Genomic DNA, 25745 nt, shown 5'->3' with positions numbered 1-25745 from the left:
AAAAATAATGGTGACGCTTATGAGTAAAATTACTGCGTATGGTTTCATTAGCTAATAAAAATTTAATATGATCATTATTGTCCGATAAAAAGTATAAATACATTGAAAATATCAATATTTACATCATGAATTAACAGGTCGCTCCTCCGGAGCTATAATTTTAAAACAAATATGTTCTATTAACAGTTAGCTCCCAGTGGAGCTGGATTTGATCCCGTCGGGATCTGCTGTTAGTAGAAAAAAAGAAGTTCCCATAAAAACAAAGCTCCAGAGGAGCGACCTGCTAATTAAGTTTTAGGTTAATCGGACAAGAATGATTTTTAATTTACATTGTAAAAATAAAAATCTTCCGCAGAAAAAGCATTCAGGTTTTCCATAAAATCAAAATAAGCATTATAAATACCAGGATCTACAGTCAAATATGGATTAGATAGTGTATCGACAATAATGTATTCTATATCATGAAATGTATGCAGAATATTTTTTACCTGTAAAGCATATAGCTTTTCTATAAAAATCAGAGGATAATTCAGACAGATATATCCCACAGTTTTATTTCCCAAATTTAGAATAGCAATTTTTTCTGTTTCCTTTTCTATATCAGTGTGATAAGGAAATGAAAGCATCTCGATTACAGAACTGAAATCAGAATGTTTCCAGTAATTATTTGAGTGAACTGCTGCTTGTAAAGTTTCGGTGATATCCACTGTTAAATTTTGTATAAATAGTTGGGGAAGTAGTTATCTATAAGGATTTAAGTAAAATATTTTCACTAAATTTAAGTAAAATTACATCAAATGCAAATAGAAACAAGAAACCTGACCCTTCAGGATTATGATGAACTGGCGGAAACGATGAAAAGGGCCTACCCACAGATGTCGGAGTCTATATGGTCCAAAAAAAGTATTGATAAACTGACAAAAATATTCCCTAACGGACAAATTTGTATTACGGTTGACGGAAAACTCGCTGCTGTAGCGCTTTCCATTATCGTCAATTATGAAGAATTCGGGGACGACCATACCTATAGTGATATTACAGGAAATTATACATTCAATACCCATACTTCAACGGGGAATGTTCTCTACGGAATTGAAGTTTTTGTAGATCCTGAGTTTCGTGAGTTACGTTTGGGAAGAAGGCTTTACGATGCACGAAAAGAACTTTGTGAGTTATTAAACCTGAAATCGATTATTCTAGGAGGCAGAATCCCCAATTATCACAAATACAGCCACGAACTTTCTGCAAGAAATTATATCCGAAAAGTAAGAGATAAAGAGATCTATGATCCGGTATTGTCTTTCCAGCTTTCCAATAATTTTCTTCCGATAAAAATCCTGAAAAAATATCTTCCGGAAGATGAAGCTTCAAGAGAAAATGCAGTTCTTTTGCAATGGAACAATATTTATTACAGCAGAAAACCGAATACCATGCAGGACAGCATTATCCGTCTCGGATTGGTGCAATGGCAGATGAGGCATTTTAAAGATATTGAAGCTTTTTACGAGCAGGTAGAATTCTTTGTAAACGTAATGGGAGATTACAAATCTGATTTTGTCCTTTTCCCGGAGCTGTTCAACACACCTTTGCTGGCACCCTTCAATAATCTTTCCGAAAGGGACAGTATGATAGAGCTGGCTAAGCTGACAGAGGAAATCAAAGAAAAAATTTCAGAGCTGGCCATCAGTTACAACGTCAATATTATTTCGGGAAGCATGCCTGTTTTTGAAAATAATGAACTGTACAACGTAAGCTATCTTCTTCACCGTGACGGCCGTATGGATGAATACAGAAAAATTCATATTACTCCGAACGAAAAGAGATATTATGGAATGAAAGGCGGAAATGAAATCAAAGTTTTTGATACCGACTGCGGAAAAATAGGTCTTGTCATCTGCTATGACGTGGAATTTCCGGAGTTACCAAGAATTCTGGCTGATCAGGGAATGAAAATTCTGTTTGTTCCTTATCTTACAGACACTCAGAATGCCTACATGAGAGTACGCCACTGTGCCGCAGCAAGAGCCATTGAAAACGAATGCTACGTTGCCATTGCCGGTTGTGTAGGAAACCTTCCGAAGGTAAACAATATGGATATTCAGTTCGGACAGGCTGCTGTATTTACCCCTTCCGATTTTGCCTTCCCATCCAATGCCGTAAAAGGAGAAGCTACTCCAAACACCGAAATGACCCTGATTGTGGATGTAGATCTGAACCTGTTGAAAGATCTTCATCACAACGGTTCTGTTCAGGTCATGAAAGACCGGAGAAAAGATCTTTACGAAACTTATCTTAAATAATAAAACTTCGGGGCGGCTCCATAGGAGCCGCCCCGAAGTTTTAAGTATTAACACAAACTGAATTATCCTTTTTTAACAGATTCCCTGATTAAATCCTGGTTATTTTTATACACTTTATATTGCTCAGGACTTAGTATCTTTTTAAAATCTTTGTCCAGTGTTTTAAAATCACTGATAATAACCTTTTTGGCTTTATTACTGTCAGCATCTTCAGGACCTGCATTTTTCTTGTTAAGACGCTTTCCAAAGTCTTTCTGAACCTTCTGTACTCCTTTAAAGTTGATCTCATAAGCCTGCTCAACCTGTCTTTCGGTCAGATCCAGGATAGGAACCATAATCAATGTTCTGAAAAGAGCAATCTTTTCTGCTCTGTCTTGCTTTACCACTGCCATTTGCTCAGGAGTAAGAATCTGTTCCATCGCCTGGTGACGTTGGGCAATGATGCTTACAAATTCGTCAGCAATAATCTTGTTGTTTTCAGGGCTGTTATTGTTACCGGCTTTGTTATCAAGAGCAATAAGTGCATCTGCTGTAGTATTATTGATCTCTGCAACTTTATTCACCTGCGACTCTGTAAGTCCCAAATAACTCATTTCTTTTGTGGCTACTTCGGCAATAGAACGAGCTGATGCTACCTGAGCTTTTATTTGTGTTGTAAACAGAACTGCTGATACAATAAGACCAGCTGAAATAATTTTTTTTAACATAGTGTTGTATTTAAATATTATAAATTTTTTTTGTTCTTCCAGATAGAAATAATGTGCCAGAAATTGAGGTACGTAGGCATTTTTTAGGGCAAAAAAAATACCCGAAGAATATTTCTTCGGGTACTGTATAATTCTGTATAAAATCTGATCTTACATATACTGAGGGCATACTACAGCAGGGCAGATCAGTCCAGGACATTTTGGTCTTCCGTCTGTAGGGCAGCATTGGTTTGAGCAGTTTCCGATAATAATTCCGTTTCCTGCAATTCCTTTTAATTGCTCTCTTGAAAGTTTGTTGTTGCGTAAATTTTTCATGTTCTAATATTTTTGATTTGTTTTAATTTGTACATTGTAAATATATTAATTTTTACAATATATGATGTGTTTTTATTGATATTGGTGTATTTTATTCTTTAAAATACTGATTATGTGTTGTTATTTTTAATTTTATTTGTTGGCGTTGTTGTCATAATTGTTTTCATAAAGGAACAATTTTTGGAGTAAATTGCACCTACTATTGATACACTATGTTTGATAAACCTCAAAGAAAACTGAAAAGATCCGCAAGACTGATTTCCGTACTCAGTAAATATGGATTCAAAGATCTTCTGGCCAGAATGAACGGAAATAAGCAGGAAGAAGCTTCCGGTCATTCAGATGAAATCATCTCAAAAGGAACCGTTTACGAAAGAATCAGACTGGCTCTTGAAGAGCTGGGGCCTACCTTTGTAAAATTGGGTCAGACATTCAGTAACAGGGAAGATTTATTGCCGCCGGAAATGATCCAGGAACTGCAGAAACTTCAGGACAAAGTGGAAACAGTAGATATGAATGTGGAGGAAGCACTGGAAAGTGAATTTAATATTTCCGTGAAAGATTATTTCCGTGAAATTCAGAAAAAGCCTTTGGCTACAGCTTCCATTGCTCAGGTTTATAAAGCTGTTCTGCTGGATGGCAGTCCGGTAATTTTAAAGTTGAGAAAACCTGATGTCCAGTCTGTCATTGAAGATGATTTACTGTTGATTAAAGATATTGAAAAACTGATATCCGCTTATTCGGAGATAGGAGAAAAACTCAATCTGAAACAGGCCATTTCTACCTTTGAAAAATCTTTACTGGAAGAAGTTTCTTTGATTAATGAAAAAAACAATATCCAGCAATTCCGTCTGAATTTTAAGAACAATAAAGAAACATACGTTCCTAAAGTGTACGAAGAATTTTCCAACAACAATATTCTTTGTATGGAATTTATTGATGGAATCAAAGTAACCGATAAATCTGTTCTTTTGGCCAATGATATCGATCCTGTAAAGGTTTCAGAAACAGGATTGAGACTCTTTGTATCACAGATTTTAGACTATGGGTTTTTCCATGCCGATCCTCATGCCGGAAATATTTTAGTAAGAAAAGACGGCAGAATTGTTTTCATTGATTTCGGAGCAGTAGGGAAAATTCAGCCTAATGATAAAGAAATTCTTGAAAATCTTATTGTCAGTTTTGTTGCTAAAAATTCGCATAAAATAGTCCGTTCACTCAAAAAAATGGCCATAAGCTATGAAATTCCGGACGAAAGAAGGTTTGAAAATGATGTGGATGATATTCTGAATTTTGTTCACAGCTCGTCATTACAGGATATCAATGTACAGGTGATTATCAACAAGATGAAGGATATACTGAAAGACAACAGGCTTTATATGCCGGATTATTTCTATCTTCTGTTCAAAGGAATCAGTCTGATAGAAGGAGTGGGAAGGAGCATTAATCCTGATCTTGATATTGTTAAAAGTCTTCACCCTTACACCAAAAAGATTTTCACCAAGAAAATCAGTCCTAAAAATCTTTTGAAAACAGGAATGGACCGTATGATGAATTTCACGGATAATGTAGATGAAATTCCGAAAGAACTTCGTTCCGTTCTTCAAAAACTGGATGAAAATAAATTTACGGTTTCCAGCGAAATCAAAAATATAGAGAAGACCAACCAGCTCATCAAATCCAGTGTCATCAATCTGATTCTGGCCATGGTTTTAGGAGCGAATATCATTGCCACGGCTATCGTGTTTTCCTCAGAATCCGGACCAAGAATCGGAGAACTGTCGTTAGTTGCAGTTTTAGGTTTTATTTTTTCAATTCTTTTAGTCATTATCCTTCTGCTAAGAGTAACCAGAAAATAAAAAGGAAGTTGACTTTGAACCCGAAGAATGTATAAACGCTAATCCCGCCACCCCGTAACCCGTAACCCGTAACCCGAATCCCGCCACCCTGTATTTAAACCAAAAACAATGAAAACACTTATTATAACATCCATTACCTTATTCAGCACACTTTGTATGGCTCAACAAGGAAATGAAGAGAAGCTTCAGGGAGATTTTGACGGAAACGGAACAAAAGAATACGCTTACACAAAAGTCAGCGACTGTGGCGACGAATGTGAAGGAAAGTGTGAAACCACCATTTATTTCAGCGATAAAAATATACAGCCGATCACCATTACTCCTGCAAACCAGGGAAGTTTGTATAATTTAGGAGATCTTAATGGTGACGGAAAAGAAGAGATCGGCTTTTATCCCAATTGGTGCACCAGCTGCTGGCATCCGTTCTATGTGTATACATTAGGTAAAACGGGTTGGAAGCCATTATTGCCTTCTATCTCAACCCATTGTAATCAGTGGGAAGAAGATCAGTTTCCTATTAAAAAAGATCCGAAAAAGAAAGGATATGTTATTGTTACCTCCAGCAAATGGGAAGATGATGATATTAAAATCAGTAGTAAAAGTGTAAAAGTGAATTGATTACAATCGCTTGAGGCTGGAAGAGGGAAGGAAATGACCTGTATTAATATATTGATCTGTTTCATTATGCATTCAAAAAATTAAAAGAACGTTTGATAATCTTCCAGCTTAAGACTTCGTGCTTCCATACTACAAAATTAAATACCTATCTTTGCAAAATGGAAAAACTCACTTTTGCGGATTTTGACCTTCCGGTTAAAATTCTCGATGTTTTAGCAGATCTGGAATTATTTGAACCTACTCCAATTCAGGAGAAGAGCTTAAAGCCTATACTTTCGGGAAGAGATGTAATGGGAATTGCGCAGACAGGAACCGGGAAAACATTAGCTTATCTTTTACCTGTTCTTAAAACATGGAAATACAGCAAGACAGGAAATCCAACTGTTTTGGTGCTTGTTCCTACAAGAGAACTGGTGGTACAGGTAACAGAAATCCTTGAAAAACTGACAGAAAATATTACGGCAAGAGTAATCGGAATATACGGTGGAAAAAATATCAATACTCAAAAACTATTGTTTAATGATGGCTGTGATATTCTGGTAGGAACACCGGGACGAGTGATGGATCTTTCCATAGACAACGCGATTTCTCTGAAAGAGGTTCAGAAACTGATCATCGATGAGTTTGACGAGATGCTTAATCTTGGTTTCAGACCACAGCTTACCCACATTTTTGAAATGATGAAGGAGAAGAGACAGAATATTCTTTTCTCTGCAACCATGACGGAAGCGGTAGATGAAATGCTGGATGTTTATTTTGCCAATCCGATTGAAATTTCATTGGCTAAATCAGGAACACCACTTGAGAAAATCGAGCAGATTGGTTACAAAGTAGAAAACTTTAATACCAAGATCAATTTACTGGAGCATTTGCTTAAAAGTGATGCAGACATGTCCAAAGTACTGATCTTCAATAACAATAAAAGACATGCAGACCTTCTCTTTACTAAAATCGATGAGCTTTTCCCTGAACAGTTTGATGTGATTCATTCCAATAAATCGCAGAATTACAGACTGAAAGCGATGAAGAGGTTTGAGAATGAAGAGATCAGAGGTTTGATTACCACAGATGTCATGGCAAGAGGTCTGGATATCTCGAACATTACACACGTCATCAATTTTGAAACGCCTGATATTCCGGAGCAGTATATCCACAGAATCGGTAGAACAGGTAGAGCAGACAAAGAAGGGAAAGCTTTGGTTTTTGTAACGAAAAAAGAAGAACCTTTGCTTCTTGATATTGAGCTGTTGATGGATAAGGAATTGAAATTTAATGAATTCCCTGAGGAAGTTAAAATCAATCCTAAAAAGATTGCTGCCGAAGAAGATCAGGTAGTCATGAAAAATCCTGTACAGGTAAAACTGAACGAAGGAGGAGGAGCTTTCCACGAGAAAAAAGCTAAAAATACCAAAGAAAACTGGGGTGGACCTTCCAAAAGAAAAGCACCTAAGAAATTTGGAGCCAACAGAGCGCAGCAGAAAGCAATTTCGAAATCGAAAAGAAAGAAATAAAATAAAAAAACGATTCCCATTTCAGGAATCGTTTTTTATTTTTAATCGAATTTGATATTATTGTTTTTATCATGGATTGAGTTTACTTCATATAAGGAGTGATCACCTTAGCCCAGATTTTATATCCTTCCGGCTTAAAATGAAGCATGTCTTCCACAAAAATATCTTTTCTTACATTTCCATTAGCATCTTCCATTGCTTTGGTAACATCAATAAATTCCGCGTTTGGTTCCTTTTTCATAAAAGCAGCAATTTTTTTGTTGGCAACCTTCATCTGCGGCCAGATCACTTCTCGGCTCGGCGAATATTTGATGGAGATATAATCTACTTCAATATCAGGAAACCTCTCACGGATTTTTTTGTAAAAAGCTTTGAATCGGTCAACAACTACTTTGGCTTTTAGCTTATGATTATCTGCAAAATCATTTTCGCCACAGTAAATAATGATCTGTTTGGGCTGATAAGGCGCTAAAAGGTCATTCGAAAAATCATTAAGATCTGTAAGTCTTGATCCTCCAAACCCTCTGTTGATAATGGTTTTACCAGGAAAATAATCTGCTACATCAGTCCATTTGGTGAATGATGAACTTCCAATAAATAAAATAGCATCCTTTTGAGGCGGGTTTTGCTGGTCCAGCTTTTTAAATTCCTGAATGTCCTGCCAGAACATCGGTTTTTTCTCCTGAGAAAAAGCAATAGCAAAATACAGCAATAGAAATGCTGATAGAATCTTCTTCATTATATTCAGTTTTAAATTAGATATAAAAGTAATAAAAAACTCCCGATTAGCGGGAGTTATAATTTATCTTTTGTAGGTAACGTAAGGGACATCCGGTATTTTATCTCCATCCATATCAAAGATTCCTGACTGCTGGGCAAGTTTAAGATCTTTGGCTGTCAGAATATCAATTCTGTAGTTTACTGATCCTTCATCACCAAGTTTAATTCCAATGATTTTTGAATCGGCATCGTAGGTAAATGTTCCTTCAGTTTTTGGCGATGGGGTACAGTCTGCACCTTCTCCCGTATACGCTGTATAGCTTACATAATAATCTGTTCTGAAGAAAAGAGTATTTTTAGCTGCACATCCTGTTAAAGTTTCAGTATAGAGCACTGTTTTATTATCTTTTCCGGAAATTACTTCCCTTTTAACTTCCTTCCAATCTCCCTTCATGATTTCCATATCATAAGCTTCGAGATTGTCATCTTTACAAGAAGTAAGTGCCAAGGCAGAAAAGGCAAATAAAAGTAGCTGTTTTTTCATTTTCACAAATTTAAGAATATGCTAAAATATAAATAAATTTGAAATATCTGTAATGAAATAGTGAATTTTTAAACGAATGTTTGTAAATTAAATAATTTTATAGAGGTTGCAATACGGGATGCGAGTTTCGGGTTATATATTTTCAAACTGAAAATGAAGATAAGCGCTTCATCCGAATCTTGAAACAGCATAGCTCAAACCTCGTACCCCGAATCCCTTAATAGCTCATCTCTACAATCTTATAAGCATCCTGCGGAGTCAGTTTTTTATATTCTCCAAGGCCTAGCCACTTTCTGTCTGTAAAGGCTTTTTCAACCTTTTCAGCGGTTCCTTTAAAGTCCTCCGTATATTCGGAAAGCCTGGTTTTGATATGAAGGCTGTGGAAGAATTCCTCCAGTTTTTTAATGCCCAGTTCAGCTTTTTCCTCTACACTTCCGTCTTTGATTCCCCAAACTCTTTCAGCGTACTGAGCCAGTTTTCCTTTTTTATCTTCAAAGTTGTAACGGTAATGAGAAGGAGCAATAATGGCCAGTGTTCTTGCATGATCAATTCCGAAATAAGCGGTTAGCTCATGTCCCATTGCATGTACGGCCCAGTCTGTAATAACTCCTTTCTGGATCAGTCCGTTTAACGCCATGGTACAGCACCACATAAAGTTTCCTGCAGCATCGTAGTTGAAATCATCAGCCAATACTTTTGGAGCAGTTTCCTGCAGGCTGATCAGGATGCTTTCTGCAATTCTTTCCTGAAGGTCGGCGGAAGAAGGAGCGGTCATATATTGTTCCAATACGTGAGTATAGGCATCTGTGATTCCGTTCACAATCTGATTTTTTGGAATAGATCTGATTACCTCCGGATCCAGTACAGAAAATTGCGGGAAAAGTCCCGGTCCTCCTGAAGATAATTTCTCATGGGTTTCCCTTCTTGAGATGACATATCCGGAATTCATTTCTGATCCCGTTGCAGGCAGTGTTAAAATACTTCCGAAAGGCATTCCTTCCCCTTCAAATGTTCTTACTGATTTTCTCAGGATATCCCATGGCTCACCGTCATAATTGGCTGCTGCAGAAAGGAATTTTGTGCCGTCAATCACAGATCCACCGCCTACAGCAAGAAGGTAAGTTATGTTTTTCTCTTTAATAAAGCTTAAAGCATTGATCAGAACTTCATATTCAGGGTTGGCAGGAACTCCGCCAAACTCGTATAATTCATGATCTTTTAAAGCTTCTTTTACCTGATCATAAACACCATTGTTTTTGATGCTTCCGCCACCGTAAATCATTAATATTCTTGCGTCTTTGGGGATTTCTTTGGAAATTTTAGCGATTTCGCCTTTCCCGAAAAGTATTTTTGTAGGGTTTTTAAACTCGAAATTAAGCATTGTTCTATATTTATTTTAGTCAAATTTACGGAATGAAAAAAGAAAAGTAGGTTAATGAAATTTTAAAATTGCTATTATTCCATTTTATGAAAGCTATTGCTTTTAGCTTTTCCGATTCCTATTTCCGATTCTCTTGTAACATTTATTTATATCTAAGAAGAAAGAAAGGCCTTTGCTCTTTTTATAAAACCTTCCTTATCCTTTTTAATCTGGTCCAGCAATTTTTTCCGGTCATCAGGAATCGTAAGATACTGCTCACCCCAAAGATTGATTTCAACGATTACGGGAATAAGGTCAATTCCTTTCTGAGTCAGAAAATAAAGAATTTTCAGCTTACTGTCCGGATGGCCTTTTTTATCAATGATTCCATTGTCCAACAGGTTTTGAAGTCTTGCAGCCAGAATATTCGTTGCAATTTTTTCATCAGCCTTAAGGAAGTCTCCGTAAGTGCATTCCTTTTTCAGCATAAGGTCTCTTATGATGAGCAGGGACCATTTATCACCCCACATTTCCAATGAACAGCTGATGGGGCAGTCTGATCTTTTTTTACTCATTTTGTTAATTTAAAAATAATACTTGCAAATTGAAAGTGTTTAATTTAAATTTGCTTTTGTTTTGCAAGTAAATTTAATCATAAAAAATTAATAAATCAAATGGATCATTATGACATTGCCGTAATCGGCTCAGGACCCGGCGGATATGTAGCGGCGATAAGAAGCGCCCAGCTGGGATATAAAACCGTGATTATCGAGAAATATGATACACTGGGAGGAACATGTACCAATGTGGGCTGTATTCCGACTAAAGCTTTATTAGACAGTACGCATCATTATTCAGAAGCAAAGCATCAATTCAATGAACATGGGATTAAGCTGGATCATATAGAACTGGACTTTTCTCAGATGTACAGAAGAAAAGCAGATGTAGTTTCAAAAAATACAGGAGGTCTGGATTTTTTAATGAGTAAAAATAATATTACAAGACTACAGGGAACGGCTGGATTTATCAATAATTCTACCATCAGAGTTGTAAACGGATCTGAAGTTAAAGAAATAACGGCCCGATATTATATCATTGCTACAGGTTCGAAACCATCCACTATTCCCGGAGTGGAAATTGATAAAAAAAGAATTATTACTTCCACAGAAGCATTATCATTAAAGGAAAAACCTGAATCTATGGTGATTATCGGCGGGGGAGTAATCGGGGTGGAAATGGCTTCTGTTTTCAACCGCATCGGAACGAAAGTGACTATCCTTGAATATGCTGATCATCTGATCGCTGCTATGGATCATGAATTGGGGAAAAGCCTTCAGAAAATCCTGAAAAAAGGAGGAATTGATATCCGCCTTAATCATGCAGTGTATAAAACCGAGAATACCGGATCTGCTGCTAAAGTGTTTTTTAAAGATAAAAACGGAACAGAAGGTGAGCTGGAAGCAGATTATGTATTGGTAGCGGTGGGAAGAAGCCCTTATGTAAAAGGTCTTGGTCTTGAAAATACTGATGTACAGCAGGATGAGAGAGGATTTATTAAAGTGGATGAAAACAGCCGGACTTCCGCATCCAATATCTATGCGATTGGTGATGTTATTGGTGGTGCAATGCTGGCTCACAAAGCTGAGGAAGAAGGTGTTTTTGTAGTTGAAACCATTAACGGGCACAAACGACCCATTCACTATAACCGTATTCCTTCAGTGGTGTATACCTGGCCTGAAGTAGCTTCAGTAGGCTACACCGAAGATTACCTGAAACAAAATAACATTGCATACAATGTAGGGAAATTTCCATTTTCTGCCAGTGCAAGGGCCCGCGCTTCAATGGATATGGAAGGTTTTGCGAAAGTTTTGGTGGATCCGAAATATGGCGAAGTGCTGGGAGTTCACATCATTGGAGCCAGAGCTGCCGATCTGATTGCACAGGGTGTCATAGCTCAGGAGTATGAAGTAACTGCTGAAGATATGTTCCGTATTTCTTATGCTCATCCAACCTATTCTGAAACATTGAAGGAAGCTTACCTGATTGCATCTGGGCAGGGAGCTATTAATATATAAGAAATTAAACCATTAAGGTTAATGAAGACAATAAGAATAATTAAGATCCATCTTTGATGGAAGATAAAGCGGATCGCTGAAAAATAGCTTAGCTATTCCTTAACTTTCTTATCAACTTAAAAAATCTTAATGGTTTATTTGCATTTTCAAAAGAATCACAAAGAATTACAGTTTTCATCCTTCGCATACACGCCATTGCTTTTTGCCTCCAGTTTTCCTGTTTTTCTGTTGATTTTAACCCAAAAAGATTCTTTCACAGCCGGACAACCCTTAGATTGCATAAGGTACATTGAAATATGACGGTCTTCAATTTTATATGATCCGGTAAATCGGTTACTTGTATCCACCGAATACCCATATGTTTTTGCCAGTAAAATAGCCTCCGGAAGATTGTCTACCGTTCCGATAAAATCTCTCAACTGTTGTTCATTGGAAAAATAAACTGATCTTTCATTCTTACACGCCAGAATGTATGAAAAACAGTTGTTCCCGATACATTTCTGGAAAAAGCCTCTTTCTGGAACAGGTTCATTGATCGTCATAAAATCAGGAGCCTGGCTTTCATAGATAATTGCTTTTTCATAATCCATATCATTGCTGAGAACACGCCAGTAAGCATACTCTTTATCAGGAATAATGAAAGGGTAGAGGTATTCTGCAGTATCAAGAATATCAGGAATTTTTTTATAATCATCGGGAACCTTGATCTGGCTGTAAAGCAGATTGGAGAGAATCAGGAAAAATGTGATGATTACTTTCATAGAGAGTGGGTTTCCGGTGCAAATGTAAGAAAGAGAATTATTCCAGTACAATTTTATAATATCCTTTTTCAGCAGTTACATCAATATCTATACCTGTAAAAGTCAGTTTATTGATCTGATAACCATCACAGCCTCCATTAAACTCCGATGACTGGATGGAAAAGTCAATGTCTTTAATATTAGAATAAAATTTATAATTTTTTATTCCGTTATAGGCACCTACATTTTCTAAAAGAACTTTGTCATCGGATGTTTTGGATAATTGTACACTGACATTATTTTCATCCTGAATGGAATAGGACGTCAATGTTCCATTGGTGATAAGATTTTCATTATTGGAATTGACGAACTCAAAAATGACAGGTAATGGTGCATTGTAACAATCTTTTTCACAAGAGATGAACAGAAGGGTAATAAGTAAGAAAGTCAATATTTTTTTCATGGATGATGGATAGTGTTAACAGTAAAGTTAATCAAAATTATATTAATCCTGAATGAGTAAAACGGATTTCTATGTTTTTAAACCTGTACAATATTTCATGGTTAATCGTTCGTTTATTCTGAAAAGTATTTATAAAATGTAAATATGTTTTTTTGATTTTCGTCTTTAATTTTTGCCATTTGTCAACCCAACTAATTTGAAAATCGCTTACATTTGTTAGTATGATACATGACCAACGCGCAGAAAAATTCAGGCAGATTGTGGAAAATAAGTTCCAGATCTATAATTCATTATTTATGAGCCTGCCTTATGATAAAATGACGAATATCGGAATGCTGCTTCCATTTCTTTATGAGGAAAGCAGAACCGGCTATGAAGCAGGAAAAACTCCTGAAAATATCGTCGAAGAATTTTTTAAAAACCATACCGATCTCCAGACGGAAGAGCAGAAACTGGAATTGCTTTTCAAGATCATACAATATATAGAAAGACAGGTCGTTTTGTTTGACAGTATTGAGGATGCTGCATTTCCTAATCTCCATTCAGAAAGTGATAATGGAACAGTAACCAATCTTTTTGAACGTTCTTTTCAGGATCATAAAATTGAAAAAGTACGCGAGAAATTAAAAGACTTTAGCGTTAAGGTCGTATTTACGGCACACCCGACCCAGTTTTATCCAAGTTCGGTACAAAGAATTATTCAGGATTTGAGAGGGGCTATTACCAGTGATTCGGTTACCCAGATTGATATGCTTCTTCAGCAGCTGGGCAAGACTCCTTTTGTCAATAAAGAAAAACCGACTCCGATAGATGAAGCGCTGAGTATTATTTCTTACCTGAGATATGTATATTATGATACCATTGGGGAATTGTTTACGAAGATCAAAAAGACTTTCGGAAATGGCCATTTTCATCTTCATGAAGATATTATCCAGCTTGGTTTCTGGCCGGGAGGAGACAGGGACGGAAATCCTTTTGTAACAGCGGATGTAACGAAAAGAGTAGCGGAAGAACTTCGTTCAGCGATTCTGAAATCATACTACAGTCATTTGAAATTTATCAGGAGAAGATTGAGTTTCAGAGGTGTTTCTGAAGTTTTAACCCAATTAAGTGAAGAATTGTATGCAGCCATTTTTGACGGAAAGAGCATTAAAGCAGAAGATATTTTAAATAAAGCCGATGAGGCAGAAAAAATACTGGTCAACGAACATAACTCTTTGTTTTTAGATCTTTTGGTGAATTTCAGGGATCGTGTGATGATCTTCGGAACTCACTTTGCAACGCTGGATATCCGCCAGGACAGCAGAATTCATCAGAAAGTTATTGATGAGGTTTATGCAAAAGTATACGGAAATGAAGAGGCTGATTATGAACAAAAATTCAATAAGCTTATTCAGATTTCAGAAACGGTAGCTGCTGAAGATTTTGAAGACATTGTGAAAGATACTTTGTTAACGGTTTCACAGGTTAAGGATATCCAGCATCTGAACGGATTAAGAGGAATGAACCGCTATATTATTTCCAATTCTGATGCCGTAAAAGATGTTATGAATGTATATGCCTTCTTTAAAATCTGCGGTTATCAGGATGAAGCGATCAATATGGATATTGTTCCGCTTTTTGAAACCATGGAAGGACTTGCCAATGCAGAAAATGTAATGAATGAGCTGTATCATAATCCTGTTTATAAAAAGCATCTTGAAAAAAGAGGAAATCAGCAGACGATCATGCTCGGATTCTCTGATGGAACCAAAGACGGAGGTTATTTAAAAGCCAACTGGGAAATTTATAAAGCCAAAGAAGTACTGACAAAACTTTCCGAGCAGAATAATATCAAAGTCGTATTTTTCGATGGCAGAGGAGGTCCGCCGGCAAGAGGAGGTGGAAAAACCCACGATTTCTATGCTTCTCAGGGAAAAACAATTGCCAATAATAAGATTGAATTAACCATTCAGGGGCAGACCATTACCAGTATTTTTGGAAACAAAGAGCAGGCAAAATACAACTTTGAACAGCTTCTGACCGCTGGTGTTGAAAATGATGTATTCAAAAATTCAAAAAAAGAACTTACTGAAAAAGAAAGAGCTTTGATTATTGAGTTGGCGGATATGAGCTATAAAAAATATTCAGATCTGAAAGCGCACCCTATGTTTGTTCCCTATCTGCAGGAAATGAGTACGCTTGAATATTACGGAAAAACGAATATCGGAAGCCGTCCATCCAAAAGAGGAAACGGAAGCGAACTGAAATTTGAAGATCTGAGAGCCATCCCGTTTGTAGGATCATGGTCACAACTGAAGCAAAACGTACCTGGGTTCTTCGGTTTTGGATATGCGATGCAAAAGATGAAAGAAGAGGGCAGATTTGAAGAAGTAAGAGAGCTGTATAAAGGTTCAGATTTCTTTAAGACTTTAGTTCTGAACTCCATGATGAGTATGAACAAGTCTTACTTCCCATTGACTTACTATATCAAAAATAATCCGAAGTTCGGTGCTTTCTGGAATGTGCTTTTCAATGAATATGAGCTTTCCAGAGACATTATGCTGGAACTGACAGGATTTAAAATGCTTCAGGAAGAAGACCCGCTTTCCAGAAAATCGGTGAAGATCCGTGAAAAGATTGTACTTCCGTTGTTAAGTATTCAGCAATATGCCTTAATGAAAATCCAGAAAGGAGAAGGAAATAAAGAAGCTTATGAAAAGCTGGTGACCCGTTCTTTATTTGGGAATATTAATGCCAGCAGAAATTCGGCATAAGCTATTTAAAAATAAGAATGATCATAACGAAATGATAATCAATATCAATAGAAACGGGCTTTAGCCCGTTTTTTTATTATAAACCATTCAATGAGCTTTAGCTCAAATTTATTTTGTAGTAAGACCCAAATAGTAATATATCTCCCACAGATTGCACAGATGTTTATGTTAATCAATCTGCACAATCTGAGGGAAATAAAAAATTACTCCTTTAAGAATTTTTCGTAGAAAACCTTGTCCTTCATCTGAATCTTCAGATAATAAGTTCCTTTGGAAAAATCTTCCACTTTTATAGATTTCTGGTTGTTGCTTTTTCTGATGAGTCTTCCAAGGTTATCATATATTTCTAACGATTCCACTTCTAGCTCTGATGCAATATTCAGGATATTTTTTGCAGGATTCGGGAATATGGAGAACCTGTCTTTTTTTACAGTCTCAGAGGTATTCAGAACGAGATTATATAAACTTCCGAAATTAAGAATACCATATCCCATCTGATCGGTATGGGCAGGATATAGTGAAGCCGTTTGTCTCAGCTTTGCTCTCATCTGCTCTCTGTTCATCGCTGGGAATGCCTGAATAAGACATGCAACACCGCCGGCAGCAATAGGAGTAGCAATTGAAGTTCCATTCACGATTAAGGTAGCATTATCATAAACGGTTGTCGTACCGGTTCCCTGGGTACTTCCGTCCGGTTTTACCACCCCGAGAGCATTAGGCCCGAAAGAAGAAAAAGCTGAAGCATTTCCGGCAGAATCTAAAGATCCGATAGAAAATACTTTAGCGTTATCAGCCGGTGTCATAAGGTAATGCCACGGCTGTTGTCCGGAGTTACCGGCAGCAGCAAGAACAAAAATACCTTTTTCAGCAGCAATACCGGCTCCGCGGGCAATGAAGGAAGTGTTACCATTCATATTGGCATATGTATAATTATAACGGCTTTCATCAAAAACATTATATCCCAATGATGAGGTGATAATGTCAACTCCTTTACGATCTGCTTCCTCAGCTGCTTCAATCCAGTATAGCTCTTCTTCGGGAATTTCTACAGCCGCATTTTCACTGCGGTAAAGATAAAAATCAGCATCCGGTGCCGCTCCTACAAAAACATTCTGCAGATATCCTCCTATAACTCCTAACACGACAGAACCATGTGTGCTGAGTGAAGTATTATAAATATCTCCGGTTTTGGTAACAAAATCATAGGAAGCTTTGATGTGATTATTGGTCCATAATCTTGCAAAAGCAGTTCCTGTATTCACCGTTGGGAATCCGGCATCAATTACCGCAATGGAAACTCCTGTGCCTGTATAACCTGCCAGATGAAGCGGCCGGATATTGACCTGATCAATTTGTCCGGCCCCTGAACCATAATTGAAGTTAGTAAGTGTTTTATTGATACTTGCATCGTCTTTCCATTTTCCTGGTGCTGTTTTCACGGTAGTAGAACTGTTTCTGGCAAAACTTTCAACAGACAAAACATAAGATTGAGCCTGTAATAAAGTTTTTTGTGCCGGAGTAGCATTTACCGCAGCTCCGTTAAGCCATTTTGAATAATCTGTCACAACAAATCCCAGATTTTGAAGATTCTGAAGATAAGACTGTTCAATAGGGGCATCCTGATCATTAAGCGGAATTCCCAGTGCGGTACGCCTGTTGAGTGATTTCTGGCTGAGTTCTGACAACGGATTTGCATAAAAAGCAGCTTTATTAGGCTTATCCGTGAAGTAAACAAAAACGAGCTCCGTTTGTGCGGAAACGGTCAGGTAACCTGTTAGGAAACAAAAGAGTAAAAGTTTTTTCATAAAATTTATTTGTATAAAGATAAAAACAAAATCAATAAAATTTTTGATAGGATTTTAAATTCCTTATTTTTACAGAAATATTTAGTATATGAAAAAAATTCAGATGGTTGATTTGCAAAGTCAGTATTACAAAATAAAGAATGATGTAGACAATGCAGTTTTGAATGTAATGGATTCTGCGGCATTTATTAACGGTCCTGAAGTAAAGTCTTTCCAGAATGAATTGGAGTCTTATTTAGACGTAAAACATGTGATTCCGTGTGCCAATGGTACAGATGCATTACAGATTGCCCTGATGGCTTTGGACCTGAAAGAAGGAGACGAAATTATCACGGCTGATTTTACTTTTGCTGCAACAGTAGAAGTAATTCATCTGCTTAAGTTAAAGTCTGTACTGGTAGATGTAGATTATGATACATTCACAATCTCTACTGAACAGATTAAAAAAGCAATTACGCCCAAAACAAAGGCAATTATTCCAGTACACATTTTCGGACAGTGTGCCAATATGGAAGAAATTTTAAAAATTGCTGAAGAGCATAATTTATATGTTATTGAAGATAATGCCCAGGCAATCGGTTCAGAATATACTTTCTCCGATGGAACAGTAAAACAGGCAGGAACAATGGCAACAGTGGGAACAACTTCTTTCTTTCCTTCCAAAAACCTGGGATGCTACGGAGACGGAGGTGCTATTTTTACCAATAATGATAAATTAGCCCACCGTTTAAGAGGAATTGTAAACCACGGAATGTATGAAAGATATTACCATGACGAGGTAGGGGTAAACTCACGTCTGGACAGCATTCAGGCAGCAGTTTTAAGAAAAAAACTTCCTCATTTGGATTCTTACAACGAAGCAAGAAGAAAAGCAGCAGATTTTTATGATGAAGCATTTGCTGGTCACCCGAATATCCTGACTCCAAAAAGAGCGGAAAACTCTACTCACGTATTCCACCAGTATACCTTAAGAATTCTGAACGGAAAGCGTAATGAGCTTCAGAAGTTTTTATCAGAAAAAGATATTCCTGCAATGATCTATTATCCGGTAGCATTAAGAAAGCAAAAAGCGTACTTCCAGGAAAGTAATGCTGCAGATTTTGTGAATACAGATAAGCTTTTGGATCAGGTAATTTCTTTACCGATGCATACGGAATTAGACGAAGAGCAGCTGAAGTATATTACGGATGCAGTGCTTGAGTTTATGGGATAGATTTATGAACAAGAGGTTATTTAGATATAAGATCATAAATGCACTTGTAATTATCTTCAATTTTTTGATGATTTTTATAATTGGATTTGGGACTTATGATACTTATAACCTTTTTAAAAGTGAGACAAACAATATCACGCTCAAAGTATATGCAGTATTATCGATTGGAGTTTTTATGTTTTTATTAGCTTGTATAGGTTTAATAATGGTTATAGCAAGATCTTCAAGAAGTATACTAATTCTGAATATATTTTATGGTTTTCTCGCTTTTGGACTTTTAGCGTCACTGCTTTTGCGAAAGTTTAATGATGTGGAAGAAAATATTTCATTGGAAAATTATTTAACAATAGGTGCTGTTGTATTTTTAATTGTATTAATAAATAAATTTAGATACAAAGAACTACATTATGAAAGCATTGAGTTTATAGGAAAACACGAAGATTAAAAAATAAAAATGGCAATACTTGTTACCGGCGGACTTGGATATATTGGTTCTCACACAGTGGTAGAACTTATTAATAACGGCTTTGAAGTGGTTATTGTAGATGATTTATCCAATACGGAAAGGTTTATTTTAAATAATATTGAGGAAATTACGGGTAAGAAACCTGTTTTTTATCCTTTTGATCTGAGAAGAAAAGAGCTTCTTACCCAGGTTTTTGATGCTCATCGGATCGATGGTTGTATCAATTTTGCAGCTTCTAAAGCAGTAGGAGAGAGTCAGGTAATACCTGTAGATTATTATGAGAATAATCTGTTTTCCTTGATTAATATTCTTCAGGAATTTAAAACAAGAAAGATCTCAAACTTTATTTTCAGCTCATCATGTACGGTATACGGACAGGCAGATGTAATGCCGATCGATGAAAATACTCCGTTGAAAACCCCTGAAAGTGTCTATGGGAAAACAAAACAAATGGGCGAACAGATCCTTATTGATTTTGCCAAAGCCTATCAAAGTAAAATATCACTGTTAAGGTATTTTAACCCAATCGGAGCGCATCCTTCCGGAAAGTTGGGAGAATTGCCAATCGGAATTCCTAATAATTTAGTGCCTTATGTAATGCAGACGGCTTCAGGAGTGCGTGAGAAACTGAATATCTGGGGCGATGATTACCCTACAGTGGATGGAACTGCTGTTCGTGATTATATCTATGTTGTTGACCTGGCAAAAGCGCACGTTGCAGCATTAAAGAAACTGATAGAAGATTCTTCATATGATGTGGTGATTGATACCTACAATCTGGGAACAGGAAAAGGCTCATCCGTACTGGAAGTGGTAAAAGCATTTGAAAAAGCCAATGATGTGGAAGTGCCATATCAGATCTGTGCGAGAAGAGAAGGGGATATTACTATAGCGTATGCCAACCCCGGAAAAGCAGAGAAAGAACTCAACTGGAAGTCTGAAACGTCTCTGGAAGAGGCTTTGAGAACAGTTTGGGAATGGCAGAAATATCTGAACACCAGAAATTCGTAAATTAGCATTGAGAAATAATTGCATCAAAACAACAATTTAAACGATCATAAAACAAATTACAAAACATTTTCCTGAAGAGTAAGTGTTATCCTAAAAACATTGAATTCAGTGAAGCTTTAATTTTAAATTAGTATGAAGACACAGAGAATAGGTATTACATTTTCGTCATTTGACTTATTACATGCGGGTCACATCAAAATGCTTGAAGAAGCTAAAACTGTATGTGACTATTTAATCGTCGGACTTCAAATTGATCCGTCCCACGACCGTCCTACTAAAAATAAGCCAAGCCAGACTATTGTTGAAAGATATATTCAACTGAAAGCTGTGAATGCTGTGGATGAGATCATTCCTTATTACACGGAAGAAGACCTTTTGGATATTCTTAAATCATTTGTAATTGATGTAAGAATCATAGGAGATGATTATATGGACAAAGACTTTACAGGTAAAAAATACTGTGAAGAAAAAGGAATTGAAATTTTTTTCAACAAGAGAGACCATAGGTTTTCCACCAGTGATCTGAGAAGAAGGATCTACGAAGCTGAAAAAGAAAAATATTCGAAAGCAGAACCTGTAAAATAACAACAATAAAAAATCCCGAAAGTTACTTTCGGGATCTTTGTTGTATTACATTGGACCGCCTTGCTGATCATCACCTGTTGCATTGGAATTGATATCCTTTTTCTTTTTAGGCTGTTCGATTTTTTCTCCCTGTTTAAATCTGTAAGTTAAGGAAATAGCAAACTGTCTTGGCTGCCACTGCATATAGTTTCTTCGTGTATAATCATCATTGAAACTGAATACTTCTCTGCTTCTTGTATTGAATATATCCTGGATATTGAAGGAAATTGTTCCGTCTCCTTTCCAGATTGTCTTGGAGGCACCAAGATTCAGAGCATACATATCCTCTGTATTCTGGCTGGCTGTTTTCTGTGCTCCTCTATAGAATCCCTGTAATTGTACACTTAAAGTTTTGTCAAGTTTAAATGTTGTATTAAGACGGGCTCTGGTAGAAAATCCGTTTCCTGTGAAATCCATACTGCGGGTTTGCTGCAGCTTATTTTTATCAATGGCATCATAATAAGCAATTCCACTTGTTTTATATCCGAACATATCCAGACTTCCCATGATTTTCAACCATGCAAATGGATCATAAGTAAAGTTCAGATCCAATCCATAACGGTCATCATTTCCTAAGTTGATTGGTTTTGTATAAAATACACCCAAGCTCTCATCAGGTCTGTATACCAGCATTTTGGTATCATCAGTGGCGTGTCTGTAGTATAGGGTAGGATTAACCGTAAATTTTTTTCTGGTAATATTATATCCTACTTCAAATGAATCTACGTACGATGGATTCAGGTCTATGTTTCCTTCAAAAATATTCTGGCTGTTGCTGTAATTCGGGAAAGGAACCATAAAGAATGACCTTGGTCTGTCTATTCTACGGGAATAATTAAGCAAAATCTGATTATTTTTAGATACGTCATAGCTTAAGAATACACTTGGAAATAAATTGTTGTAGTTCTTTGTTTTATTTAATTGCGGATCATTAGGATTTTGATTGATGTAATTGATCTTTACATTGGAAAGTTCATCTCTTAAGCCTAGCTGATAAGCAAATTTTTCACCGATTTTACTCTTAAATTGCAGATAGAAAGCATTGAATACTTCTTTATAATCTGTATTGTTATTGTAGCTTGGAATAAAAGGATTGTTGGAAGTACTGCTTACAAAATTATCGTAAGTATTATCATTCACATCCAATCTGTATCCTGCTTCAAGCCTGGATTGTTCTCCTATTGGCAGCTCATAGTCAGCTTTACCAATGATTGTTTTACTTAGTGAATATCTTCTGGTAATATCCTGTACATCAGGACGAAGGTCGTATGTTTCCAGAATATCCGCATTATTGTTACTTCTGTTTCTTTGCAGACTTAATGATACGGATAAATTTTGCCCGTTATCATCAAATTTGTGATCTAATCCCAGATCTCCCTGGAAAGCAAGGTTATTGAAGACGCTTTTAGAATCTCTCCTTCCATACGGATTTAATAAATTCCATTTTCCTGCTGTAGTACTTGGATCCGGTGAATCTCTGAAAAACCTGTAAAAACTGTCATACGTATCAAGAAGTTCATTTCCGTCTCCTTCAAATGTTCTTACCAATCCCGTAAAATTGATTGAAGTCTTATCAGATAAATCATAGACAAAACCTGCACTTACATTATAATTTTTATTATACGTTTTATTCTCGGAGTTTTGCAATTGATGTTCAAGAACATCATTAGGCTGCTGGAAAGGAATCACATTGGGAAATGTGAGATTGTGATAGGTTGTTTCCGAATTATTCTTCGTCTTGTTTTCCGTGTAACCGCCGCCACCATTCAGGAACCAGGTCCAGTTGTTTTTTCTCCAGCTAAGGTTCGTATTAAGGGATGTTCTTGGAAAATATCCCAGTGACCCTACCACACTACCATTAAATCCTACCTTTTTGTTCTTTTTAAGGATGATATTCAGGATACCGGATGTTCCGCTTGCTTCAAATTTAGAAGAAGGATTGGTAATTACTTCGATTCTTTCAATCTGGTCAGCCGGAATACTCTGCAATGCATTAGCGCCGTCATCTATCCCAAGAAGGGCAGAAGGCTTTCCATTGATCAGAAACTTTACATTGGTACTTCCTCTCATCGAAACTGTTCCGTCCGTATCCACAGATACTGAAGGAACATTGGTTAAAACATCCTGAAGATTTCCTCCTTTGCTCACAATGTCCTGTGAAGGATCATATGTTTTCTTGTCAAGCTCTACTTTATAAGGTTTTGCTGCTGAAGCAGTAATAACAACACCCTGAATTTCTTTTGTTTTGCCATCAACCGTAGAAGAGGGCTCTGCTTCAATAGATAATGCACCGATATTACCTGCTGTTGCAATATTTTTGCTGACTACACTTTTTTTGTAATCAATAGCTTCTACTGTAATTTCGTAATCGCCGGGCATAAGTTGCAGCTGATACTGTCCTTTTTCATCAGTCAGTACGGCATCACTTAATGTTTTGTTGGCCTTATTGCTGAAAGTTACAGAAGCGTAAGGAACCGGTTGATTTTTTTTGTTGACAATGATTCCTGAAATTCCAGCCTTCTCCTGTGCAAAAGCCATCGCTGCTGCTGAAAGTACTAATGTAAGTCCTAAAGTTTTTCTGGTGAAAATAGTGACAATTTCTGTCTTATTCTTCATAGGTTATTTTTTTGTATAAGATCGTGAAAGAATAACCCTTAATATTTTGAATATCCATATCAATTTGATAGCCAAAACATTATGGTTGTTTGTTGTTTTCTAACTGTATAAGTTTCCTGGTGCTTTTTCTAAGCTTATTTTATATTTTTCGAGTTAAGCCAATCCTGATAAGCCTTCGCATTTACAGCATGTTCTTCTGCACTTGCCGTAAACTTGTGGTATCCGAATCTTGCCGGATCAGCACACATAAATATATAATTGTTGTTTTCAGCATTTAAAACAGCATCTATTGAGTTTTTATCCACTACACAGATGGGGCCCGGAGGAATACCTGCATTGGCATAAGTGTTATAAGGTGAAGGTGTCGATAAATGCTTATATAATACTCTTTTTATAGGTTCTTTAAAATTGGTCTGTTTATTAATCGCATAGATTACCGTAGGATCGGACTGAAGCTTCATTCCTTTTCTGTAACGGTTTAAATATAATCCTGCAATGGTTTTCATTTCATCCTTTTTCCCTCCTGATTCTTTATAAACAATGGAAGCTAAAGCATAAATCTGATCTCTTGTAAGCCCGGACTGCTGCTCCTTGTTCTTTCTTTCACTCGTCCAGAAATCATTATACTGATTTTCGAACTTCGCAAAAAATTCTCTCGGACTTACTGTCCAGAAAAAATTATACGTATCGATGAAAAAATATTTTTTTAAATCTTCAACATTTTTATAGCCTTTCTCCTGTGCCACGGCATCCAGATCATTCACAAAATGTAATGAATCAATTTCCGTTTTTTTGGTCACCTTACCAATCATCTGATACATATCTCCAAAATCCCCGATTCTGTAAGAGTTTGCAGTCTGGTTACCTGCTTTGATCATATTGACAAGGTTTTTGTTACCTGTTCCGCTCTGAATATGATATCGCCCTGCTTTAAAATTCGTATCAAGGCCTTTTTCCTTAGCTACAGCTTCAAAAGATTCCCTGTCTTTAATATAAGGAGCAATAGAATCCAGGATCTGTTTAAATCCTGCTCTATGAGGAATCAGAACATAACCATCCTTTTCTACGTTATTTCCTAAATATTTATTATAAAATCTCAAACCAAAAAATCCTGCCACTACAAAAACCAGCAGAATGACAATGAGAATTGCTTTTTTCATTCTTATCAATGTTGATTAAAAGTTTTTTGTTTTTAAAGAAGATCTGTCTTACCTCTAAAAACTTGCTTTGCAGGACCCTCCAGCCAAATATTCTGGAATGCATCACCGCTTTTTTCAGCATGTACTTTAAGGTTTCCACCTAAAGTTTTAACTTTTACAGAGGTTAGATTATGTTTTTGCAGAAAAGTTAAAGCAGAAGCTGTAACTCCTGTTCCGCAACTGTAAGTTTCGTCCTCAACGCCTCGTTCATAGGTTCTTACAAAAATTTCATTATCGGAAATTTTTTCTACAAAGTTCACATTGATTCCTTTTTCTTTATATTTTTCTGAATTTCTGATGCCATATCCTTCGTCATAAACGTGATAATCTTTCAGATTGTCAACATATTTTACATAATGAGGAGATCCGGTATTCAGAACAAAATCATTTCCGTCTTGGGAGATAGTATCCACATTGATCATTTTTAATTTAATGATTCCGTTATGGATTTCAGCTTCATGTTCACCATCTGTCGCAATGAATTTGCATTTGTCTTCAAAGATGTCAAGGAAAAAAGCAAAAGCGACAAGGCATCTTCCTCCGTTTCCGCACATTGTACTTTCTCCGCCATCAGAATTGTAGTACACCATTTTGAAGTCATAATGAGGATCGTTTTCCAATAGAATAAGACCGTCAGCACCTATTCCGAAACGTCTGTCACATAATTTTTCAATGCTATCTTTATCTTTAGTAAATTGGAGATCACGGTTATCTACCATTACAAAATCATTCCCTGTTCCCTGATATTTATAAAATTCCATATTTTTTTGTTAAATGAAGAAGCAAAATTACTATATTTTAAATGAAAAACGAACAGTGTTAGCTGTTCGTTTCCTTATTTAT

General features: G+C 36.5%; 23 protein-coding genes. 10 read left to right on the top strand and 13 right to left on the bottom strand.

Annotated features, from left to right (window positions below):
• Nucleotides 1–320: 320 nt before the first annotated feature.
• Nucleotides 321–707, bottom strand: coding sequence for a hypothetical protein (locus JNG87_RS10320; protein ID WP_202843933.1), 387 nt, complete (start codon nt 705–707; stop codon nt 321–323).
• A 90-nt stretch (nt 708–797) separates the two neighbouring features.
• Here JNG87_RS10320 and JNG87_RS10315 point away from each other — a divergent pair, with 90 nt between their 5' ends.
• Complete coding sequence (locus JNG87_RS10315) at nt 798–2300, top strand: carbon-nitrogen hydrolase family protein (protein ID WP_062670801.1); 1503 nt, start codon at nt 798–800, stop codon at nt 2298–2300.
• Nucleotides 2301–2362: 62 nt separating this feature from the next.
• Here the strand turns inward: JNG87_RS10315 and JNG87_RS10310 are convergent, their stop codons facing one another.
• Nucleotides 2363–3007 (bottom strand): hypothetical protein, encoded by a 645-nt coding sequence (locus tag JNG87_RS10310; RefSeq protein ID WP_202843931.1) that lies wholly within the window; start codon nt 3005–3007, stop codon nt 2363–2365.
• 150 nt (nt 3008–3157) lie between these two features.
• Nucleotides 3158–3322: a hypothetical protein gene (locus tag JNG87_RS10305; RefSeq protein WP_202843929.1), complete on the bottom strand. Its 165-nt coding sequence runs from the start codon at nt 3320–3322 to the stop codon at nt 3158–3160.
• A gap of 212 nt (nt 3323–3534) precedes the next feature.
• On the opposite strand from JNG87_RS10305, the gene JNG87_RS10300 reads away from it, so the two are divergent.
• From JNG87_RS10300 to JNG87_RS10290, 3 genes are all read left to right on the top strand, one after another.
• On the top strand, nt 3535–5181 hold the full coding sequence (locus tag JNG87_RS10300; RefSeq protein WP_202843927.1) for an ABC1 kinase family protein: 1647 nt from the start codon (nt 3535–3537) through the stop codon (nt 5179–5181).
• A 108-nt stretch (nt 5182–5289) separates the two neighbouring features.
• Nucleotides 5290–5799, top strand: coding sequence for a hypothetical protein (locus JNG87_RS10295; RefSeq protein ID WP_238349709.1), 510 nt, complete (start codon nt 5290–5292; stop codon nt 5797–5799).
• 158 nt (nt 5800–5957) lie between these two features.
• Nucleotides 5958–7310 (top strand): DEAD/DEAH box helicase, encoded by a 1353-nt coding sequence (locus JNG87_RS10290; protein ID WP_202843924.1) that lies wholly within the window; start codon nt 5958–5960, stop codon nt 7308–7310.
• A gap of 82 nt (nt 7311–7392) precedes the next feature.
• On the opposite strand, the gene JNG87_RS10285 is transcribed toward JNG87_RS10290, so the two are convergent.
• The 4 genes from JNG87_RS10285 to JNG87_RS10270 all read right to left on the bottom strand — a co-directional run bounded on the left by JNG87_RS10285 (nt 7393) and on the right by JNG87_RS10270 (nt 10509).
• Nucleotides 7393–8049: a GDSL-type esterase/lipase family protein gene (locus tag JNG87_RS10285; protein ID WP_202843922.1), complete on the bottom strand. Its 657-nt coding sequence runs from the start codon at nt 8047–8049 to the stop codon at nt 7393–7395.
• Nucleotides 8050–8112: 63 nt separating this feature from the next.
• Nucleotides 8113–8574 (bottom strand): lipocalin family protein, encoded by a 462-nt coding sequence (locus JNG87_RS10280; protein WP_110009340.1) that lies wholly within the window; start codon nt 8572–8574, stop codon nt 8113–8115.
• Between the two features lie 217 nt (nt 8575–8791).
• Nucleotides 8792–9955, bottom strand: a complete 1164-nt coding sequence (locus JNG87_RS10275) for an iron-containing alcohol dehydrogenase (protein WP_202843920.1) — start codon at nt 9953–9955, stop codon at nt 8792–8794.
• Between the two features lie 152 nt (nt 9956–10107).
• On the bottom strand, nt 10108–10509 hold the full coding sequence (locus JNG87_RS10270) for a winged helix-turn-helix transcriptional regulator (protein ID WP_202843918.1): 402 nt from the start codon (nt 10507–10509) through the stop codon (nt 10108–10110).
• Between the two features lie 99 nt (nt 10510–10608).
• Here JNG87_RS10270 and lpdA point away from each other — a divergent pair, with 99 nt between their 5' ends.
• Nucleotides 10609–12009, top strand: a complete 1401-nt coding sequence (gene lpdA / locus JNG87_RS10265; RefSeq protein ID WP_202843916.1) for a dihydrolipoyl dehydrogenase — start codon at nt 10609–10611, stop codon at nt 12007–12009.
• Between the two features lie 155 nt (nt 12010–12164).
• Here the strand turns inward: lpdA and JNG87_RS10260 are convergent, their stop codons facing one another.
• Both JNG87_RS10260 and JNG87_RS10255 read right to left on the bottom strand, forming a co-directional pair.
• Nucleotides 12165–12770 carry a hypothetical protein gene (locus JNG87_RS10260; RefSeq protein ID WP_238349708.1) on the bottom strand — a complete coding sequence of 202 codons (606 nt, stop codon included), beginning with the start codon at nt 12768–12770 and terminating at the stop codon, nt 12165–12167.
• A gap of 37 nt (nt 12771–12807) precedes the next feature.
• Nucleotides 12808–13212 carry a hypothetical protein gene (locus tag JNG87_RS10255; RefSeq protein WP_202843912.1) on the bottom strand — a complete coding sequence of 135 codons (405 nt, stop codon included), beginning with the start codon at nt 13210–13212 and terminating at the stop codon, nt 12808–12810.
• A 221-nt stretch (nt 13213–13433) separates the two neighbouring features.
• Between JNG87_RS10255 and JNG87_RS10250 the strand changes: the two genes are divergently transcribed.
• Nucleotides 13434–15968: a phosphoenolpyruvate carboxylase gene (locus JNG87_RS10250; RefSeq protein WP_202843911.1), complete on the top strand. Its 2535-nt coding sequence runs from the start codon at nt 13434–13436 to the stop codon at nt 15966–15968.
• A 203-nt stretch (nt 15969–16171) separates the two neighbouring features.
• Here JNG87_RS10250 and JNG87_RS10245 read toward each other — a convergent pair whose 3' ends face one another.
• Nucleotides 16172–17773, bottom strand: coding sequence for a S8/S53 family peptidase (locus JNG87_RS10245; RefSeq protein WP_202843909.1), 1602 nt, complete (start codon nt 17771–17773; stop codon nt 16172–16174).
• Nucleotides 17774–17861: 88 nt separating this feature from the next.
• Here JNG87_RS10245 and JNG87_RS10240 point away from each other — a divergent pair, with 88 nt between their 5' ends.
• The 4 genes from JNG87_RS10240 (at nt 17862) to JNG87_RS10225 (ending at nt 21048) form a co-directional block, all read left to right on the top strand.
• Nucleotides 17862–18986, top strand: a complete 1125-nt coding sequence (locus JNG87_RS10240) for a DegT/DnrJ/EryC1/StrS family aminotransferase (RefSeq protein WP_202843907.1) — start codon at nt 17862–17864, stop codon at nt 18984–18986.
• Between the two features lie 67 nt (nt 18987–19053).
• On the top strand, nt 19054–19431 hold the full coding sequence (locus JNG87_RS10235) for a hypothetical protein (RefSeq protein ID WP_202843905.1): 378 nt from the start codon (nt 19054–19056) through the stop codon (nt 19429–19431).
• 9 nt (nt 19432–19440) lie between these two features.
• Complete coding sequence (gene galE / locus JNG87_RS10230) at nt 19441–20463, top strand: UDP-glucose 4-epimerase GalE (RefSeq protein WP_202843903.1); 1023 nt, start codon at nt 19441–19443, stop codon at nt 20461–20463.
• Nucleotides 20464–20595: 132 nt separating this feature from the next.
• The gene (locus JNG87_RS10225; RefSeq protein WP_110009329.1) at nt 20596–21048 is read left to right on the top strand and encodes an adenylyltransferase/cytidyltransferase family protein; all 453 of its coding nucleotides are present in this window, start codon (nt 20596–20598) and stop codon (nt 21046–21048) included.
• A gap of 45 nt (nt 21049–21093) precedes the next feature.
• Here the strand turns inward: JNG87_RS10225 and JNG87_RS10220 are convergent, their stop codons facing one another.
• The 3 genes from JNG87_RS10220 to dapF form a co-directional block, all read right to left on the bottom strand.
• A complete protein-coding gene (locus JNG87_RS10220) occupies nt 21094–23703 on the bottom strand; it encodes a TonB-dependent receptor (RefSeq protein WP_202843899.1) in 2610 nt (869 codons plus the stop codon).
• A 134-nt stretch (nt 23704–23837) separates the two neighbouring features.
• Nucleotides 23838–24863 carry an endolytic transglycosylase MltG gene (mltG, locus tag JNG87_RS10215; RefSeq protein ID WP_202843893.1) on the bottom strand — a complete coding sequence of 342 codons (1026 nt, stop codon included), beginning with the start codon at nt 24861–24863 and terminating at the stop codon, nt 23838–23840.
• Nucleotides 24864–24895: 32 nt separating this feature from the next.
• A complete protein-coding gene (gene dapF / locus JNG87_RS10210) occupies nt 24896–25663 on the bottom strand; it encodes a diaminopimelate epimerase (RefSeq protein ID WP_062670756.1) in 768 nt (255 codons plus the stop codon).
• Between the last annotated feature and the right edge of the window lie 82 nt (nt 25664–25745).

This window comes from Chryseobacterium cucumeris (assembly GCF_016775705.1).
GTDB lineage: Bacteria > Bacteroidota > Bacteroidia > Flavobacteriales > Weeksellaceae > Chryseobacterium > Chryseobacterium cupriresistens.
This window is presented reverse-complemented; position numbering and strand designations above follow the sequence as displayed.

What these genes read in the sequence shown, in the direction of transcription:
- JNG87_RS10315 (WP_062670801.1), top strand. Translation starts at nt 798, where the DNA reads ATGCAAATAGAAACAAGAAACCTGACCCTTCAGGATTATGATGAACTG.
- JNG87_RS10310 (WP_202843931.1), bottom strand. Translation starts at nt 3,007, where the DNA reads ATGTTAAAAAAAATTATTTCAGCTGGTCTTATTGTATCAGCAGTTCTG.
- JNG87_RS10305 (WP_202843929.1), bottom strand. Translation starts at nt 3,322, where the DNA reads ATGAAAAATTTACGCAACAACAAACTTTCAAGAGAGCAATTAAAAGGA.
- JNG87_RS10300 (WP_202843927.1), top strand. Translation starts at nt 3,535, where the DNA reads ATGTTTGATAAACCTCAAAGAAAACTGAAAAGATCCGCAAGACTGATT.
- JNG87_RS10295 (WP_238349709.1), top strand. Translation starts at nt 5,290, where the DNA reads ATGAAAACACTTATTATAACATCCATTACCTTATTCAGCACACTTTGT.
- JNG87_RS10290 (WP_202843924.1), top strand. Translation starts at nt 5,958, where the DNA reads ATGGAAAAACTCACTTTTGCGGATTTTGACCTTCCGGTTAAAATTCTC.
- JNG87_RS10285 (WP_202843922.1), bottom strand. Translation starts at nt 8,049, where the DNA reads ATGAAGAAGATTCTATCAGCATTTCTATTGCTGTATTTTGCTATTGCT.
- JNG87_RS10280 (WP_110009340.1), bottom strand. Translation starts at nt 8,574, where the DNA reads ATGAAAAAACAGCTACTTTTATTTGCCTTTTCTGCCTTGGCACTTACT.
- JNG87_RS10275 (WP_202843920.1), bottom strand. Translation starts at nt 9,955, where the DNA reads ATGCTTAATTTCGAGTTTAAAAACCCTACAAAAATACTTTTCGGGAAA.
- JNG87_RS10270 (WP_202843918.1), bottom strand. Translation starts at nt 10,509, where the DNA reads ATGAGTAAAAAAAGATCAGACTGCCCCATCAGCTGTTCATTGGAAATG.
- lpdA (WP_202843916.1), top strand. Translation starts at nt 10,609, where the DNA reads ATGGATCATTATGACATTGCCGTAATCGGCTCAGGACCCGGCGGATAT.
- JNG87_RS10260 (WP_238349708.1), bottom strand. Translation starts at nt 12,770, where the DNA reads ATGAAAGTAATCATCACATTTTTCCTGATTCTCTCCAATCTGCTTTAC.
- JNG87_RS10255 (WP_202843912.1), bottom strand. Translation starts at nt 13,212, where the DNA reads ATGAAAAAAATATTGACTTTCTTACTTATTACCCTTCTGTTCATCTCT.
- JNG87_RS10250 (WP_202843911.1), top strand. Translation starts at nt 13,434, where the DNA reads ATGATACATGACCAACGCGCAGAAAAATTCAGGCAGATTGTGGAAAAT.
- JNG87_RS10245 (WP_202843909.1), bottom strand. Translation starts at nt 17,773, where the DNA reads ATGAAAAAACTTTTACTCTTTTGTTTCCTAACAGGTTACCTGACCGTT.
- JNG87_RS10240 (WP_202843907.1), top strand. Translation starts at nt 17,862, where the DNA reads ATGAAAAAAATTCAGATGGTTGATTTGCAAAGTCAGTATTACAAAATA.
- JNG87_RS10235 (WP_202843905.1), top strand. Translation starts at nt 19,054, where the DNA reads ATGATTTTTATAATTGGATTTGGGACTTATGATACTTATAACCTTTTT.
- galE (WP_202843903.1), top strand. Translation starts at nt 19,441, where the DNA reads ATGGCAATACTTGTTACCGGCGGACTTGGATATATTGGTTCTCACACA.
- JNG87_RS10225 (WP_110009329.1), top strand. Translation starts at nt 20,596, where the DNA reads ATGAAGACACAGAGAATAGGTATTACATTTTCGTCATTTGACTTATTA.
- JNG87_RS10220 (WP_202843899.1), bottom strand. Translation starts at nt 23,703, where the DNA reads ATGAAGAATAAGACAGAAATTGTCACTATTTTCACCAGAAAAACTTTA.
- mltG (WP_202843893.1), bottom strand. Translation starts at nt 24,863, where the DNA reads ATGAAAAAAGCAATTCTCATTGTCATTCTGCTGGTTTTTGTAGTGGCA.
- dapF (WP_062670756.1), bottom strand. Translation starts at nt 25,663, where the DNA reads ATGGAATTTTATAAATATCAGGGAACAGGGAATGATTTTGTAATGGTA.